Below are 14,700 nucleotides of genomic sequence, written 5' to 3'. Positions count from 1 at the left end.
TGAGAAAGAAAGTAAGCTCGGAACGGTTTTAGAGAGACTCTGGTTGGTGAAAGGAGTTAGAAGTGAAGAGCTGAAGATGGCTTTTGAGAAACTTTTGGCGATAGGTAGTTGGAAGCGGAATGTCCACCGATACAAGGACCTCCGATTTCACGAGTGTGAAGTCGGGCTGAGGGAAGGGAAACCTTCTGAACTTAAGGTGGTAACACGATTATTCGTCCTTTTGCTAGCAATGCTGGCAGAAGGGCTTTTTTTGTTTCTCACAATACTGATCAAATCGAAAAATTTTATTAAATAAACTAGCAAAGGATGTATAATTATGACCCAAACTATTCCATTTACAGTCGACCATGTTGGAAGTTTTTTACGACCAGAAAGCATTAAACAAGCACGTCAGGAGGCAGCGGCAGGAAATTTGTCGTCGGCTGAACTGCGGCAATTGGAGAATCAGGAAATTACCAAGCTGGTAGCGGAACAAAAAGCTGCCGGTATTAAAGGGATTACCGACGGCGAGTTCCGCCGCGGCTTTTGGCACATTGATTTCTTGGAGCATTTAAATGGGGTGGAAGGTTATGTGCCAGAGCAGGGCTACAACCAACAATTTCATGGCAAAGCGGCACCTTCCTATAATATTCGGGTAACGGATAAAATTTCTTTTAATCCGGCACATCCCTTCTTAGCAGATTTTGTTTTCCTAAAGGAGTTAGTAGAAACCGAGCCAGGGTATTATGCCAAAGCCACGATTCCCAGCCCGACTATGATTTTGCGTCAGGAGCTGTTAGCCAATGATGGTTCGTCAAAAATCGCGGAGCTTTATCCTGAGTTAACAGAGTTCTATTCTGATTTGTCCCAGACGTATCGGGAAGCAATCCAGGCCTTTTATCAAGCAGGATGCCGCTATTTACAGTTTGATGATACCAACTGGGCCTTTTTGGCGGATGTTGACAAGCGGGCGGAATTGACTGAAAAGGGCATTGATCCGACTGAGATTGCTCAAGTATGTGCGGCGATTATTAACGATGCATTAAAGGATAAACCAGCTGATCTGACTATTACTACTCACATTTGTCGAGGGAATCATGCATCTTCTTGGCTGTTTTCCGGCGGCTATGAACCGATTGCCAAGGAATTATTCTCCACCGATTATGACGGCTTCTTCTTAGAATATGATTCCGAGCGGGCAGGGGATTTTGCGCCCTTGCGTTATTGGTCAAAGCCAGACAGTAAGGTGGTTTTAGGTTTAGTAACCTCTAAGTATCCTGAGCTTGAAGATCCAGCTTTGCTAATTGAACGGATTAAAGAAGCGACAGAATATGTACCGTTGGAAAATTTGGCAATAAGTCCGCAATGCGGGTTTGCCTCTACACAGGAAGGAAACAAATTAACTACGAAAGAGCAATGGGAGAAAATTCACTTGCTGCAGGAAGTGGCTAAGCAGGTTTGGCAGTCTTAAAAAAGGGAAAAGTTTTAGCTGTTTTAATATATAAGAGTTCTCAGCTGGAATCGATTTTTGAGAATTGAAAGCTGTGAGAATCTTTTGGTCGGATGAAGGTAACTAGGTGGAGGTTGTTGAGGTGGATGGACTGTCCGCGAAGGAGACTGTTCTCCTGCAGAGAGTACCATCTGATAACAGGAACCAAAAATTCTCACGATGAAAAGGTGTACGTATGATCGTACTAAACGAATTCAACAGAACGTTTAGCCATTTCTTCTTTAGTACGCAGCATTTTGATAACGATCAAGCTCTGTGAAAGACGATCGTTGGCTGACTGCTTCGCCAGGCTCAATTGTGTTGAATGGAAGATTTCCAAATAGGTCAATACTGCTGTGGTGCCTCCGATTACATCGACTGCCTGGTAACCTTTTTCCGTTAAAAAGCGGGCCATAGTTTTCGCGCGTTTTCCTGACTGGCTGAATAGATAGTAAGTTTCTGACTTATCTAATTCCTGGTATCGATTAGGCAGCTGAGTCAACGGAATATGGGTAACGGAAGAAGGAGTCTGAACTTCTTCAGTATCAAAAAAGTCTGGGTCTCTAAGATCCAGTACATGCAAAGGCTGCGCCAAGGCAAGAGCGACAAATTCTTGGGTAGTCATTGAATAATTCATTGTAATAAGTCCTTCTCTTTAGATTTGTTACGACCAAATATTAATATACAATGAGAAAAAACACAAGCGTTATTTAAACATATTCTAATTAGGTTTTAAAAAAGAGCCTGAGAAACGCTTGCTGCGCCTTTATTTTTACAATTGTTTATTTACTAAATGAAAAGTATAAGATTTTCTTCAATTCTCAAAAAAGCCGATTTCTGGTGAAAACAAAACCAGCCGAGTCAACCCTTTGAGTTGATTCGGCTAGTTTTATTTGTGCTTAAGGCAAAGTAATAACTTCTTCACTTTCTTTGTCAAAGAAATGAGCTTTGTTGATATCAAAAGCCAAATCGACCATTTCCCCGGGATTATGAAAGTCGCGGGCATCTACTTTAGAAATAAACTCGGTCTCACCAAGCTTGGTGTAGAGCATCGTTTCTGCGCCTAACAATTCAGAAACTACAACCTCGGCAGTAACAGTGGAATCAAGCGCAGCATCCAAAGCAATCTGCTCACTGTGAATATCTTCTGGCCGCACGCCGAAGATTAACTCTTTACCTTCGTAGCCTTTTTCAACCAACACTTTATTTTTCCCTTCAGGAATACGCAGTTGTAAGCCATAGCCATCAGTGATAATCCCTTGATTTAAAGAAACCTTGAAAAAATTCATCGCTGGTGAGCCGATAAAGCCGGCCACGAAGACATTTTTGGGCTTATTGTAAACCTCTTTAGGTGAGCCAATTTGCTGAACGAACCCATCCTTCATAATTACAATCCGGTCGGCCATGGTCATCGCTTCGGTCTGGTCATGGGTGACATAAATGGTCGTCGTCTCTAATCTTCGGTGCAGTTTGGCAATCTCTGCTCGCATGGCCACCCGCAGCTTAGCATCCAGGTTAGAAAGGGGTTCATCCATCAGGAAGACCTTGGCATCTCGGACGATCGCCCGCCCCAGTGCTACCCGTTGTCGTTGACCGCCAGAAAGAGCGGCAGGCTTGCGGGAAAGGTAATCGGTTAATCCAAGAATTGCTGCTGCGTTTTCCACCCGATCCTTTATTTTTTCTTTACTGTATTTTCGCAGTTTTAAACCAAAGGCCATATTGTCAAAAACGGTCATATGAGGATAGAGAGCATAATTTTGAAAAACCATAGCGATATCTCGATCTTTAGGGGCCACCTCGTTCATAACTTTACCATCAATTGAAAGCTCGCCTTCAGTAATATCCTCTAAACCGGCGATCATGCGCAGGGTAGTTGATTTTCCGCAGCCAGAGGGGCCGACGAACACGATGAATTCTTTATCCGCGATAGCCAAATTAAAATCGGTTACGGAATTATTGGGATTATTCTCATAACGTTTGTATACATTTTGCAGTTTCATTTCTACCATGTGGGTTCCTTCTTTCTGATTAGCTTGCTTGATTAACCACACTATACTGGGAAAGCAAGTTTGCGGACAATGTCAACCTGCACAAGAATTCCCAAAGAAATATGGACAGGTTGTTCAAGTGGCTTAATTAATAATGGTAATTAAGCAAAATCAAATAGCATAAAAACAGCTGATCAATGGTCTTTAGGTCTATTAGCGTGTCCTGTTGGAATTTATCCAGCTTGTACAAAAGAGTATTGCGATGCAAAAACAGCTCCTTGGCTGTCGAGCTGAGATTGCCGTGATTGCTCCATAAAACCGGAATAATTTCCAGCAGTTCCCCGCTGGCAAACCAGTCCTTGTACAAAGAGGCCAGCAGATAGCTGTCTTTGACATTATGAATCGAAAAATAAGGGACACTTAGCTGTGACAAAGTTACGCATTTTTCTTTGCGAAAGGAACTGTTGCTGAAAGTAAATAATTTCTGTTCCTCCTGAAGCAGATTTGTGAAATCATGGGCAGAATGGTGAAAGGGACCGATAAACAACCTAGTGGAGAAAGCAAAATCTGCATCGAGAGCCAAGAAAATGCCCTCTAGCTCGGCTGCTGAAAAAGGCTCACCTTCGAAAGCTTCAACTAAAATAGCCTGCTGTGAATTCAGCACAAGCATGTCTACCACCGTTGGTAAAGTGTGCTTGAGTTCACTTTGCCAAGCTTTCAGCATAGCGGAATCGGCCTGCTGGAAGTTTACTTGAATGAAACGATAGCGTCCGTCTTCTTTAATCATCCTATGCTGGAAAAGGATTTGGTACCATAGCTGATTAGCAGCTGGTAATGGCGGAGAGGTTAATGAAAGTCCCAACAGCTGTTCTTCACGGGCAGTTAAATCAGACTTGGGAATACCGATATAGTGATCGTTATGCTTCAAATAAGCGAAGTCATCTGTTTGGTGAGGAGAATCGCTTAAAATAGCGGTTGGGAAAAGCGCTTTTATTTTAGGATAATCGTTCATGAGGCACCCCCTGCTGTTTACTGATTTAATTACTTAAAGGCGATTCTACTAGAAAACTCACTGTTTTGGAAGAGTGTTTTCTAATTTTTTTTGAGAATCACTTTGATAATAAATGCTGGCATCATAAGATTTAGGATCGTTTCCGTTGATGGAAAGCTATTTTGCAAGAGAATTATTACTAGAAAAAAGTTTGATTTTTTCAAAATTGTTTAGTAAACTTATCGCAACGAGTATGTCAAAATAAAGAGTTTTTGACAGCTAAAAAATTCGAGGTGAAGCAGATGGACACGACTCAAGAGATTAAACGAAAAATGAACGCCGGTGAAATCTATTACGAAAATAGCGAGATTTTTGCAGAGAAGCTGCACTATAATCGACTGCTGCATGAGTTCAACCAGATTCCGCCAGATCAGGTGGAGGAAAAAGCCCAGCAGCTGGAAAAATTATTAGGCGCTAAGGGGGAGGGTGTGTATATCGAGCAGCCCTTGCATGCAAATTGGGGAAAAAATACCTACCTTGGGAAAAATGTCTACGCCAATTTCAATCTGACCTTGGTGGATGATACGCGGATCGAGATTCATGAGGATACCATGATTGGACCAAATGTCACCATTATTACGGGGACTCATCCGCTGGATCCTCAACTAAGAGCAAAAAATGCCCAATACAATTTGCCAGTAGTAATTAAACGAAATGTCTGGATTGGAGCTGGTTCAATCATTTTTCCAGGGGTAACGATTGGTGAAAATACGGTTATTGGTGCAGGAAGCTTAGTCACCAAAGATGTGCCCGCCAATGTGGTGGCTTTTGGTTCACCCTGTCAGGTGATCAAAAAAATTGAATGAAGAGAACAATCGTTAAGTAGTTCAGCAATTGCTGGACTGCTTTTTTTATTGGTTGTATGCTTTGAAAACCACCTGCTATGCAGGTGGTTCCGGAGAGCTTCCAGCGTGGTAGTGAAAAAACCTCCTAGAATGTTAAACTGATGCTGGTTTCCCGACCGCATCGCAAACAAATTAGGAGGTACCCTTATGAAAAAGGACAAAGAAAGTTTATCACATACCAGTTGGAGATGTAAGTACCACGTTGTATTTGCCCCAAAGTATAGAAGGCAGATTATCTATGGAAAATACAAACAAAGCATCGACGAGATTATTCGAGAATTATGCGAACGAAAAGGAGTAGAAATTCTCGAAGCAAATGCCTGTAAAGACCACATTCACCTACTTGTTAGCGTCCCGCCCAAAATAAGTATTTCTCAATTCATGGGTTACTTGAAAGGAAAAAGTAGTTTGATGATATTCGATCGTCATTCCAATCTAAAATATCGTTATGGGAATCGAAAATTTTGGTGTCGTGGCTATTACGTGGATACAGTCGGACGAAACAAGGAGAAGATAGCAGAATATATTCGTAATCAATTACAAGATGATTATGCAGCAGATCAGTTAACATTATTTGAAGAATATGATCCGTTTACAGGAGAAAAAAACAAAAAGAAATAATCCGAGATTCTTTTAGAATCAGTGGGTAATAGTGGTGCGGGAGGAAGCCCCTTCAGAAGGCCTTTTAGGCCAAGGCCGGTAAAAGAGGCTTTCAGCCGAAGAGCAAACCACCCGTTACCACGGGTGGTTTTGATTTTTTGAATAGCATTCAAAGGCCAATAATTGATTAGATTGTAAAAAAGATGCGAAAAAACGAAAAAAATCGTTGACAAAACAGTTAGGTAAACATTAAAGTAAACAAAAGAAGATAAAACTATTTGTTTACTGAACGGAGGAAAATGTATGTCAAAGGCACTAATTACTTTTAATGAAGAGCAGCGGGTTTTCCATTTATCCAATGGTGAAATCTCATACATTATGAAAATTGAAGCCGACAATGTATTGAGTCATATCTATTTTGGCAAAAAAGTCGCAAGCTACGGGGATCATAAAAACTATCCGCATCGTGATCGGGGTTTTTCTGGCAATGTGCCGGGGCATCCTGACCGAGCGTATTCCAAAGACACGCTGCCGCAGGAGTTTTCCAGCCATGGTTCGATGGATTATCGCATCCCAGCGTCAATTATTCGTCGCGAAAATGGATCAAACCTGCATGATTTCCGCTATTTTGATTATCGGATTGATGAGGGCAAACCAGCTTTAACAGGACTGCCCGCAGCTTATGTGAACGATGCAGCTGAAGCAAGTACGTTGACCATTACCTTAAAGGATCGAGATCAAGAAATTTATTTAGATCTGTTGTTTACGATTTATCGTGATCGGGCAGTGATTGCTCGCTCAACCAAGGTTAGAAACGAGTTGACGGCAACGATCAATATCGAAAAGATTGCCTCGATGCAGTTAGATCTGACCAACAGCGGGATTTATCAAGAGGTGATTTCGCTGCCAGGAGCGCATGTGCGAGAACGCCAAATCGCTCGTCAAGAAATTTCGACGGGAATTCAGGCCTTCGAAAGTCGCCGTGGGGCATCAAGCCATCACATGAACAGTTTTGTTGCAATTGTAGGTAAAGATACCAATGAATTTACCGGCGAAGCGATTGGCTTTAACTTGGTGTATTCCGGTAATCATGCCTTTGAATTGGAAAAGGATCAAATTGATCAGCTGCGGATTGTGGCTGGAATCAATGCCTATAATTTTTCCTGGGAATTAAAGCCGGCTGAAGAATTTCAAACGCCTGAGGTTTTACTGGTGTATTCCGATAAAGGCTTGAACAAAATGAGTGATACGTATCATCATTTGTTACGGGAACGAGTAGCTCGGGGGCAACATCAATTTCAGGAACGGCCGATTCTGGTGAACAATTGGGAAGCGACTTATTTTGATTTTACTAGTAAAAAGGTTGAAGAAATTGTTGATGAAGCGGCTGATTTAGGAATTGAAATGTTTGTGTTGGATGATGGCTGGTTCGGCAAGCGCAGCTCAGACAATTCTTCTTTAGGGGATTGGTTTGAGTTTGAGGGCAAGCTGGAAAATGGTCTGAAGGGGGTCGCTGACTATGTCCATCGAAAAGGGCTGAAATTTGGCTTGTGGTTCGAGCCGGAAATGATTTCTATGGACTCCGAGCTTTATCGGGAGCATCCGGATTTCTTGATGACTGAACCCGGAAGAGCTCCGTCGTCTTCCCGCGATCAGCATTTATTGGATATGGGGCGCAAGGAAGTGCGGGAGAACATTCAGGCTCAAATGGAACAACTTTTGGATAAAGTAGCAATTGACTATATTAAGTGGGACATGAATCGCAGTATGTCGGATGCTTACTCTTTAGCCCTGTCAGCAGGAAACCAAGGAGAAACAGCTCATCGCTACATCTTAGGTGTCTATGAACTGCTGGAGAATTTGACTAAAAAATATCCCAGCATTTTGTGGGAAGGCTGCTCTGGCGGCGGTGGACGGTTCGACGCGGGATTCTTATATTACATGCCACAATCATGGGCCAGCGATAACACCGATGCGGTGGAACGATTGAAAATTCAATACGGTACTAGCTTAGCTTATCCCACTTCGGCGATTACGGCGCATGTGTCGGCCGTGCCAAATCATCAAACTGGTCGGATTACTTCATTAAAAACGCGTTCCGATGTGGCGATGTGCGGGGTGTTTGGCTATGAATTGGATTTGACGTTAATGAGTGCAGAGGAAAAGCTGCAGGTGAAACAACAGGTGGCTTATTATCAGGAGATTAGGAAATTAGTACAGTTTGGGGACTTTATTCGACTGCAAAGTCCGTTTGAAGGCAATTTGGCTTCCTGGATGTTTGTATCTGAAGAACAGGATGAGGCGTTGTTGTTCATTGGTCGCGTGTTGGCAAATGCGCAGCCGGTCTTTAATGAAGTTCGTTTGGCTGGTTTAGCTGAAAACAGCTTGTATGAAGATACTGAATCAGGTGCCGTTTATTCAGGATCAGAGCTGATGAATATCGGCTTGTATTATCCAGATTTTTATGGCGATTTCCAAACACAGCTGATTCATTTAAAAAGAAAGTAGGGTAAAAAAATGGATAAGAAGAATTCGGTTATCACACAGCTTTCAATCTTAGCAATTTCTATGCTGTTAACCAGTGCTACAGCAATCAATGGTGCCCTTCCTCAGATGAAAAACAGTCTGGGGATGTCCACGACACAAGGAGAGCTGGTGGCGACGGTCCCAGCGCTGGCCGTAGTAATTTTTGTCGTCCTTTCCAGCTTCATTGCTCAGAAGATTGGAGTAAAAAAGACTGTACAGCTGGGGTTGCTATTAGTAGGAATTGGTGGGGCAGTTCCGATCTTCTTAACCAACTACCCGCTGATTATTGCCAGCCGCTTTGTGCTAGGTGCCGGCTTCGGCTTGTTTAATTCCTTGGCGGTTTCGATCATTAACCTGCTGTACAAAAAGGAACCGAACAAACGGGCTACCTTGTTAGGTTTTCGCGGGTCAGCCGAAAATATCGGCAGTGCTGCCATGACACTTTTGGCAGGCTTGCTGCTGGCCTTTGGCTGGAAGCTGTCCTTTGGTGTGTATCTGTTGGCCTTTCCGATTTTAGTCATGTTTAGTTTGTTTGTACCAGAAATCAGTGACCAGGATACGGAAGAGGAAATTTCACCTTTGGATACCGAGGAGGTTCCTCAGGTCTTGCCGCAGGTGTATTTGCTTTCCTTGTTTGCCCTATTTTTGGTGATGATCTTCGTGGCAATTGGTGTACGCTTTCCAGCGATGGTAGCCTCTATGAAAGGAGACAGCTACAACGCCTCGAATTTCTTGGCGGTTATGCCGATTATTGGTATTTTAACTGGAGCGACCTTTGGGCAGGTCAATCGTTTGTTTGGTGAGAAATGTTTGTATATCGGCTTAGGCTTGCTAGCGTTGTCTACTATATTAATCGGCAATTCTGAGGGGAATTTTCGATTGCTGCTGGTAGGGTACTTTATTAGCGGGATTCCTGGCAGTCTGATTTTTCCTTTCATTTATAACTCGTTAAACAAATATGCTCCTTCCAGCAAAATGAATTATGCCACCTCGATTATATTAATCGGCTGTAATTTAGGAAATTTCGTGGCACCTTTTGGTTTAAGAATTTTGCAAATGATTTCCGGTTCATCCAGCCTGTTTGCGCCTTTTAAAATTTTATTTGGTCTAGTTTTACTAGTGCTGGTGGTGCTATGGCTAAACAACACCGACCATTTTCAAAAACGCATGGTCGGCAGCAAGGCCTTGAACTCAAAATAGAATGCTAAACGTGGCGAAACTTTGACTTATCAGGAATCATGTATTATTGTTAAAGTAAAAATTCATGAGGTATTGATAATATGGTAGGTATTCGCGACGTTGCACGAAGAGCTCAGGTAAGTCCTGGAACCGTATCGAGAGTGCTAAATGCTGATGAAACCCTTTCGGTCACGGATTCTACAAAAGAAAGAATCTATCAGGCAGCCCGAGAGCTGAATTACGACATTAAAAAAAGAAAATACAACCGGGCGAAAACGACGACAATCGGCTTGGTTTCTACAATCACGCGCCAACGAGAAATTGATGACCCGTACTTTAGCGAGCTGCGCTTAAGTATGGAAGAGGAATGTCAAAAGCGGCAGTTCAATTTGGAGCAATATACGTTGACAGACATTTTCAAAAAAACTAAAATGATCAGCAATTTAGATGCTCTAGTGATATTGGGGACAATTGAGCAACGGTCAATTGAGAAGCTGCTTGTTTATAACGACACAATTATTTTATTGGACAATCCAGACATCGATTTGGCTGTGGATTTAGTGTACACTGATTTTTCTAAAGTAACCAAGAAAGTCTTGTCCTTATTTGTGGCAGCCGGACATCAGGAAATTGCTTATATCGGCGGCTATAACATTGATATCGATGAGCAGGGAAATGAGGTAGCCAACGAAAACGAAAAACGCTTGAAGGCCTATAAAGAATTTATGACCGAACAAGGGTTGGCGGATAAAATTTCCTATAAATTAGGTGAATGGGAACCCTTGGAGGGGAAACGGATGGCTGATGAGCTGTTGTCAGAAAGAGCCGCTAATTTCCCGACGGCGCTGTTAGTGGGAAGTGATCCCCTGTCAGTGGGAGTGTATCGTTCTCTGCAATCGGCTGGGAAGGTCATTGGTCAGGATGTGGTTGTCTCCAGTTATGATGATATTGAAATTGCCGAGTTTTTGACGCCGAATTTAACGACGGTTAAAGTTAATGCCAAGGAATTAGGTAAGGCAGCTGTTCGTTTGGCAAATGAAAAAATTCAAAAGGAACGGGAAGTTAATGTCACGCTGTCCTTCCCGGCAAAATTGATTATTCGTGAGAGCTTTGTGCCTGATTAAACAGTAAACACAATCGGCTAGGTTTAGCTACCTAGCCGTTTTTTGACGTGGTGTGAATGTTGAGTTGAGAACGCCTGTTTTGTTGATAAGAATAGGGATGATTAAGAAAACGTTTAAAAAAGAATTGACTTTTTACTTAATAAACGATAACCTTAAAATCAGAAAACATATAGCTAAACATTTGAGTAAAGATTTAAATTGTTTTTTAGTCGGGAAATTTATCATCAGCTCGGGGTTATTTCCGAATTGAAACCGATTACTTGGTTGGAGGCTTTTCTGGTTGGAATTGAAAAAGATAATGGAGTGGATCGAATGTATCAAGCAAATACCAAAAGATATGAACAAATGCAATATAATCGTGTGGGAAAATCGGGTCTTAAATTACCGGCACTGTCGTTAGGACTGTGGCATAATTTCGGCGACACCGATTATTTTCAAAACCAAAAGGAGATTATTTTGGGGGCCTTTGATTTAGGTATTACTCATTTCGACTTGGCTAATAATTATGGACCGCCTGCCGGTTCAGCTGAAAGCAACTTTGGTCGAATGCTCAGGGAGGAACTGGGTGCTTATCGTGATGAATTGATTATTTCGTCTAAAGCGGGCTATTACATGTGGGAAGGTCCCTATGGTGAATGGGGGTCAAAGAAAAGTATAATCGCCAGCTGTGATCAAAGCTTGAAGCGGGTAGGCGTGGAGTATTTTGACATCTTTTATCACCATCGGCCTGATTACGAAACGCCTTTGGAAGAAACGGCGCGGGCGTTGGATCTGCTGGTTCAGCAAGGCAAAGCTCTTTACATTGGGGTATCCAATTATGATGCTCAGCGTACGTTGGAGATTTCGCAGCTTTTCAAACAGTTGGGGACTCCTTTTATTATTCATCAGCCCAACTATAATATGTTCGATCGTTGGATTGAGGAGGAACTGGTGGAGGTGTTAGAGGCTGAAGGGATTGGTGCGATTGTTTACAGTCCCCTTGCTCAAGGGTTGTTGACCAACAAGTACTTACATGGGATTCCAGAACATTCGCGGGCCAGCCGTTCGGACAGTCCATTTCTAAATGAGGAAAAGGTTGAGAAAACCTTGACCTCGGTGTCTAAGCTGAATGAATTGGCTGCAGCTCGGGGCCAAACATTGGCAGAAATGGCCTTAGCTTGGAATCTTCGTTTGAAGTCTGTGGCCAGTGTTATTGTGGGGGCCAGCAGCTTGAAGCAGCTGGAGGACAATGTGAAATGCTTGGAAAACGTCGCCTTTACTGATCAGGAGCTACAAGCGATTGACCAGCTGCTAAAGGAATAGCCGAGAAAACTGGTGGGACACGGAAAAGGGGGAGAGAAATGGTTGGGATTAGAGAGGTTGCCAAAAAGGCCGGGGTATCCCCTGGGACGGTTTCGCGGGTACTAAACCAGGATGCCTCGTTGACAGTTACTAAAGAAACGCGGCAAAAAATCATGGCCGCAGTAGAATTTTTCGGGTATGAGAAAAAGGAACGTTCCAAGCGGACAGTGGCAACGATTGGAATTGTTACCTCGGTGACCAAAATCAATGAGTGGGACGATCCATATTTCCGCAATATTAGGATTGGCATGGAAAAGGAAGCCAAACGTGCCCATCTTCGAATTGAAAATGTCTATCGCTTGCCGCAAAATCCTAAGCTGGAGGGAATCGGGAAATTAGGTGCTGTACTGGTGATTGGTCAAGTAGATGAGCAGCTGCTAGAGGAAATTTACAGTCAAAACCGAAATGTTGTTATCATTGACGATGCCAGGGTTTCCAAGAAGTTTGATACGGTTTATTCCGATCTAAAAGAGGCAACCAATGCCCATCTGGATCGGTTGTATCAAATGGGTCATCGCAGGATTGTTTTTATCGGCGGCTTCAGAAGGATTCGCAGCAATAACGGCAGTGAGATCATCAAGTATGACGATGTCCGTCATATGGCCTACCTGAACTGGATGAAGCGGCAGCAGCTGGAGGAATATTCGTCAGCCTTTATTGGTGATTGGACCACGCTTGAAGGTATGCGCTTAGGGAAAGCATTTCTGGCTGCCTATCAGGACAAGCAGCTGCCCACCGCGATTGTGGTGGGCAGTGATCCGATGGCTGTCGGTGTCTATCGGGCTTTACAGGAAAAGAATATTCGTATTCCTGAGGACATTTCGATTGTCAGTTATGACAATATTGAGGTAGCGGAATTCTTGACGCCGTCTTTAAGTACCGTCAATATTGAAACCGAAGAAATTGGTGCCCTTGGTGTCCGAATGGCGGCAGAAAAAATTCAGGGCATTCGTTGTGTCCCAGTTCGAATTAATGTTCCAGGAACGATTATTGTGCGGGAAAGTGAACGAGCCTGCAAGAAAAAATAAACGATCAGTCTAGAGAAGTTTCTCTAGGCTTTTTTATTGCGTAGTGTTTACCATTGTTTACTCTGCTTTTTATCACACATATCGATAATTCCGCTTTTTCTATTTGTTTACTAAAAGGGATTACAGACCTTTTTGCAGAAGAACATCCAGCTTCGGATGCTGTTTTATCAGTCTTTTGAGATAATTTCCAGAAACATCTTAAAAAAATATTGACATTTTACCAGATAAACGTTAATCTAAAACATAAGAAAACAATTAACAAAACAAAAACAGAATAGAAAGGTTGTTTAGTAATGGATATGAGAAAAGTAGTTGTCAGTGGGTTAGCATTACTTAGTACTGGCATAATGTTAAGCGCTTGCGGAAACGGCGGAGGAACCAGTTCTGAGGGGAAAACAGAGATTGAGTTTTATAATCAAAAAAAAGAAATGCAAAGTACCCTAGATGAAATTATCAAGGATTTTGAAAAAGAGAATCCCGATATCAAGGTTAACTTTACCAATGTACCCGATGGCGCTACTGTTTTGAAGACTCGTATTTCCAGTGATGATGCACCGGATGTTATCAATGTTTATCCCCAAAACAATGACTTCCAAGAATGGGCCAAGGATGGTGTTTTTAAAGATCTAACTGAAAACGATTACTTGGATAATTTAAAAGAAGGGGCTGCTGAAACCTATGCGATCAACGATAAGATTTATTCAGTACCATTAACCAGCAATGCGTGGGGCTTCTTTTACAATAAAGATAAATTCGAGGAGCTAGGCTTAGAAACTCCTAAAACCTGGGCAGAATTTGAACAGCTGGTTACCGAGATTAAGGATAAAAATGAAACACCTTTTGCCCTGTCGCTAACACAATCAGATGCTTGGACCTTAAACGGTTATCATCAATTAGCTTGGGCAACAACGAATGGCGGCTTTGAGGGAGCCAATGATGCTTTAGTCCGGAGCCCTAAAGGAGCAATTAAAACCTCCAACGCTGATTTTAAAAATGTTACCAAGGAGCTGGATCTTTTAAGCGGCAATGGACAAAAAAATGCTTCAGGTGCTACCTATGACGATGCGGTTGCTGCCTTCGCTAAAGGCGATGCATTAATCTTCCCGAATGGTATTTGGGCATTGCCGGCTGTGCAGAACCAAGAACCTGAGTTTGAAATCGGCATGTTTGCTTACCCTGGACAAAAAGAAGGGGAGGAGTTAACCGTTGGTGCAGCAGATTTAGCCTTGTCGATTGCTGAAAGCTCCGAAAATAAGGAAGCCGCAGAAAAATTTGTGGAATACATGACCTCTAAAGAAGCGATGCAAAAATACTATGATGTAAATGGGGCGCCGACTTCGGTAATGTCGGTTGATACGGAAGGTAAATTCCCAGAAATGCAAGGAGTCAATCAGTACGTGTTTACCGATCAGCAGATCGTTTGGCTGCAAAAAGAATGGACCTCAGAGGAAACCTTCCATCACATGACTGTTGAATATGTAAACAGCGGCGACAAGGATAAGCTGGCATCCAATCTAAATAATTTCTTCGACACGATGAAATAATCAGGG

At 42.6% G+C, this 14,700-nt stretch carries 12 protein-coding genes; 9 read left to right on the top strand and 3 right to left on the bottom strand.

Annotated elements, in window-relative coordinates:
- Positions 1-316 precede the first annotated feature (316 nt).
- Positions 317-1,450 (top strand): 5-methyltetrahydropteroyltriglutamate--homocysteine S-methyltransferase, encoded by a 1,134-nt coding sequence (locus I588_RS03525; RefSeq protein ID WP_010757569.1) that lies wholly within the window; start codon positions 317-319, stop codon positions 1,448-1,450.
- Positions 1,451-1,673: 223 nt separating this feature from the next.
- On the opposite strand, the gene I588_RS03520 is transcribed toward I588_RS03525, so the two are convergent.
- The 3 genes from I588_RS03520 to I588_RS03510 form a co-directional block, all read right to left on the bottom strand.
- Positions 1,674-2,105, bottom strand: coding sequence for a rhodanese-like domain-containing protein (locus tag I588_RS03520; RefSeq protein WP_010757568.1), 432 nt, complete (start codon positions 2,103-2,105; stop codon positions 1,674-1,676).
- 262 nt (positions 2,106-2,367) lie between these two features.
- The gene (locus tag I588_RS03515; RefSeq protein ID WP_010757567.1) at positions 2,368-3,477 is read right to left on the bottom strand and encodes an ABC transporter ATP-binding protein; all 1,110 of its coding nucleotides are present in this window, start codon (positions 3,475-3,477) and stop codon (positions 2,368-2,370) included.
- Positions 3,478-3,604: 127 nt separating this feature from the next.
- On the bottom strand, positions 3,605-4,468 hold the full coding sequence (locus I588_RS03510; RefSeq protein ID WP_010757566.1) for a PucR family transcriptional regulator: 864 nt from the start codon (positions 4,466-4,468) through the stop codon (positions 3,605-3,607).
- A 281-nt stretch (positions 4,469-4,749) separates the two neighbouring features.
- Between I588_RS03510 and I588_RS03505 the strand changes: the two genes are divergently transcribed.
- The 8 genes from I588_RS03505 to I588_RS03470 all read left to right on the top strand — a co-directional run bounded on the left by I588_RS03505 (position 4,750) and on the right by I588_RS03470 (position 14,694).
- A complete protein-coding gene (locus I588_RS03505) occupies positions 4,750-5,313 on the top strand; it encodes a sugar O-acetyltransferase (RefSeq protein ID WP_010757565.1) in 564 nt (187 codons plus the stop codon).
- 186 nt (positions 5,314-5,499) lie between these two features.
- Positions 5,500-5,973, top strand: a complete 474-nt coding sequence (tnpA, locus tag I588_RS03500; RefSeq protein WP_010757564.1) for an IS200/IS605 family transposase — start codon at positions 5,500-5,502, stop codon at positions 5,971-5,973.
- A gap of 282 nt (positions 5,974-6,255) precedes the next feature.
- Positions 6,256-8,460, top strand: a complete 2,205-nt coding sequence (locus tag I588_RS03495) for an alpha-galactosidase (RefSeq protein WP_010757563.1) — start codon at positions 6,256-6,258, stop codon at positions 8,458-8,460.
- A 9-nt stretch (positions 8,461-8,469) separates the two neighbouring features.
- Entirely contained in the window at positions 8,470-9,678 is a 1,209-nt protein-coding gene (locus I588_RS03490) for an MFS transporter (protein WP_010757562.1), read from the top strand.
- A gap of 80 nt (positions 9,679-9,758) precedes the next feature.
- Positions 9,759-10,781 (top strand): LacI family DNA-binding transcriptional regulator, encoded by a 1,023-nt coding sequence (locus I588_RS03485; RefSeq protein ID WP_010757561.1) that lies wholly within the window; start codon positions 9,759-9,761, stop codon positions 10,779-10,781.
- Between the two features lie 312 nt (positions 10,782-11,093).
- Complete coding sequence (locus tag I588_RS03480; RefSeq protein WP_010757560.1) at positions 11,094-12,083, top strand: aldo/keto reductase; 990 nt, start codon at positions 11,094-11,096, stop codon at positions 12,081-12,083.
- Between the two features lie 38 nt (positions 12,084-12,121).
- Positions 12,122-13,150, top strand: coding sequence for a LacI family DNA-binding transcriptional regulator (locus I588_RS03475; protein WP_010757559.1), 1,029 nt, complete (start codon positions 12,122-12,124; stop codon positions 13,148-13,150).
- Between the two features lie 293 nt (positions 13,151-13,443).
- A complete protein-coding gene (locus I588_RS03470; protein ID WP_010757558.1) occupies positions 13,444-14,694 on the top strand; it encodes an ABC transporter substrate-binding protein in 1,251 nt (416 codons plus the stop codon).
- Positions 14,695-14,700 lie beyond the last annotated feature (6 nt).

This window comes from Enterococcus pallens ATCC BAA-351, assembly GCF_000407485.1.
GTDB classification, from domain to species: Bacteria; Bacillota; Bacilli; order Lactobacillales; family Enterococcaceae; genus Enterococcus_A; species Enterococcus_A pallens.
Note: the sequence above shows the minus strand (reverse complement) of the source record. Positions and strands in the feature narration are given on the sequence as shown.

Bases quoted from the DNA above. Each gene is read 5' to 3' on its own strand.
- I588_RS03520 (WP_010757568.1), bottom strand. From the start codon at position 2,105: ATGAATTATTCAATGACTACCCAAGAATTTGTCGCTCTTGCCTTGGCG.
- I588_RS03495 (WP_010757563.1), top strand. From the start codon at position 6,256: ATGTCAAAGGCACTAATTACTTTTAATGAAGAGCAGCGGGTTTTCCAT.
- I588_RS03480 (WP_010757560.1), top strand. From the start codon at position 11,094: ATGTATCAAGCAAATACCAAAAGATATGAACAAATGCAATATAATCGT.
- I588_RS03505 (WP_010757565.1), top strand. From the start codon at position 4,750: ATGGACACGACTCAAGAGATTAAACGAAAAATGAACGCCGGTGAAATC.
- I588_RS03470 (WP_010757558.1), top strand. From the start codon at position 13,444: ATGGATATGAGAAAAGTAGTTGTCAGTGGGTTAGCATTACTTAGTACT.
- I588_RS03525 (WP_010757569.1), top strand. From the start codon at position 317: ATGACCCAAACTATTCCATTTACAGTCGACCATGTTGGAAGTTTTTTA.
- I588_RS03515 (WP_010757567.1), bottom strand. From the start codon at position 3,477: ATGGTAGAAATGAAACTGCAAAATGTATACAAACGTTATGAGAATAAT.
- I588_RS03475 (WP_010757559.1), top strand. From the start codon at position 12,122: ATGGTTGGGATTAGAGAGGTTGCCAAAAAGGCCGGGGTATCCCCTGGG.
- I588_RS03510 (WP_010757566.1), bottom strand. From the start codon at position 4,468: ATGAACGATTATCCTAAAATAAAAGCGCTTTTCCCAACCGCTATTTTA.
- I588_RS03490 (WP_010757562.1), top strand. From the start codon at position 8,470: ATGGATAAGAAGAATTCGGTTATCACACAGCTTTCAATCTTAGCAATT.
- tnpA (WP_010757564.1), top strand. From the start codon at position 5,500: ATGAAAAAGGACAAAGAAAGTTTATCACATACCAGTTGGAGATGTAAG.
- I588_RS03485 (WP_010757561.1), top strand. From the start codon at position 9,759: ATGGTAGGTATTCGCGACGTTGCACGAAGAGCTCAGGTAAGTCCTGGA.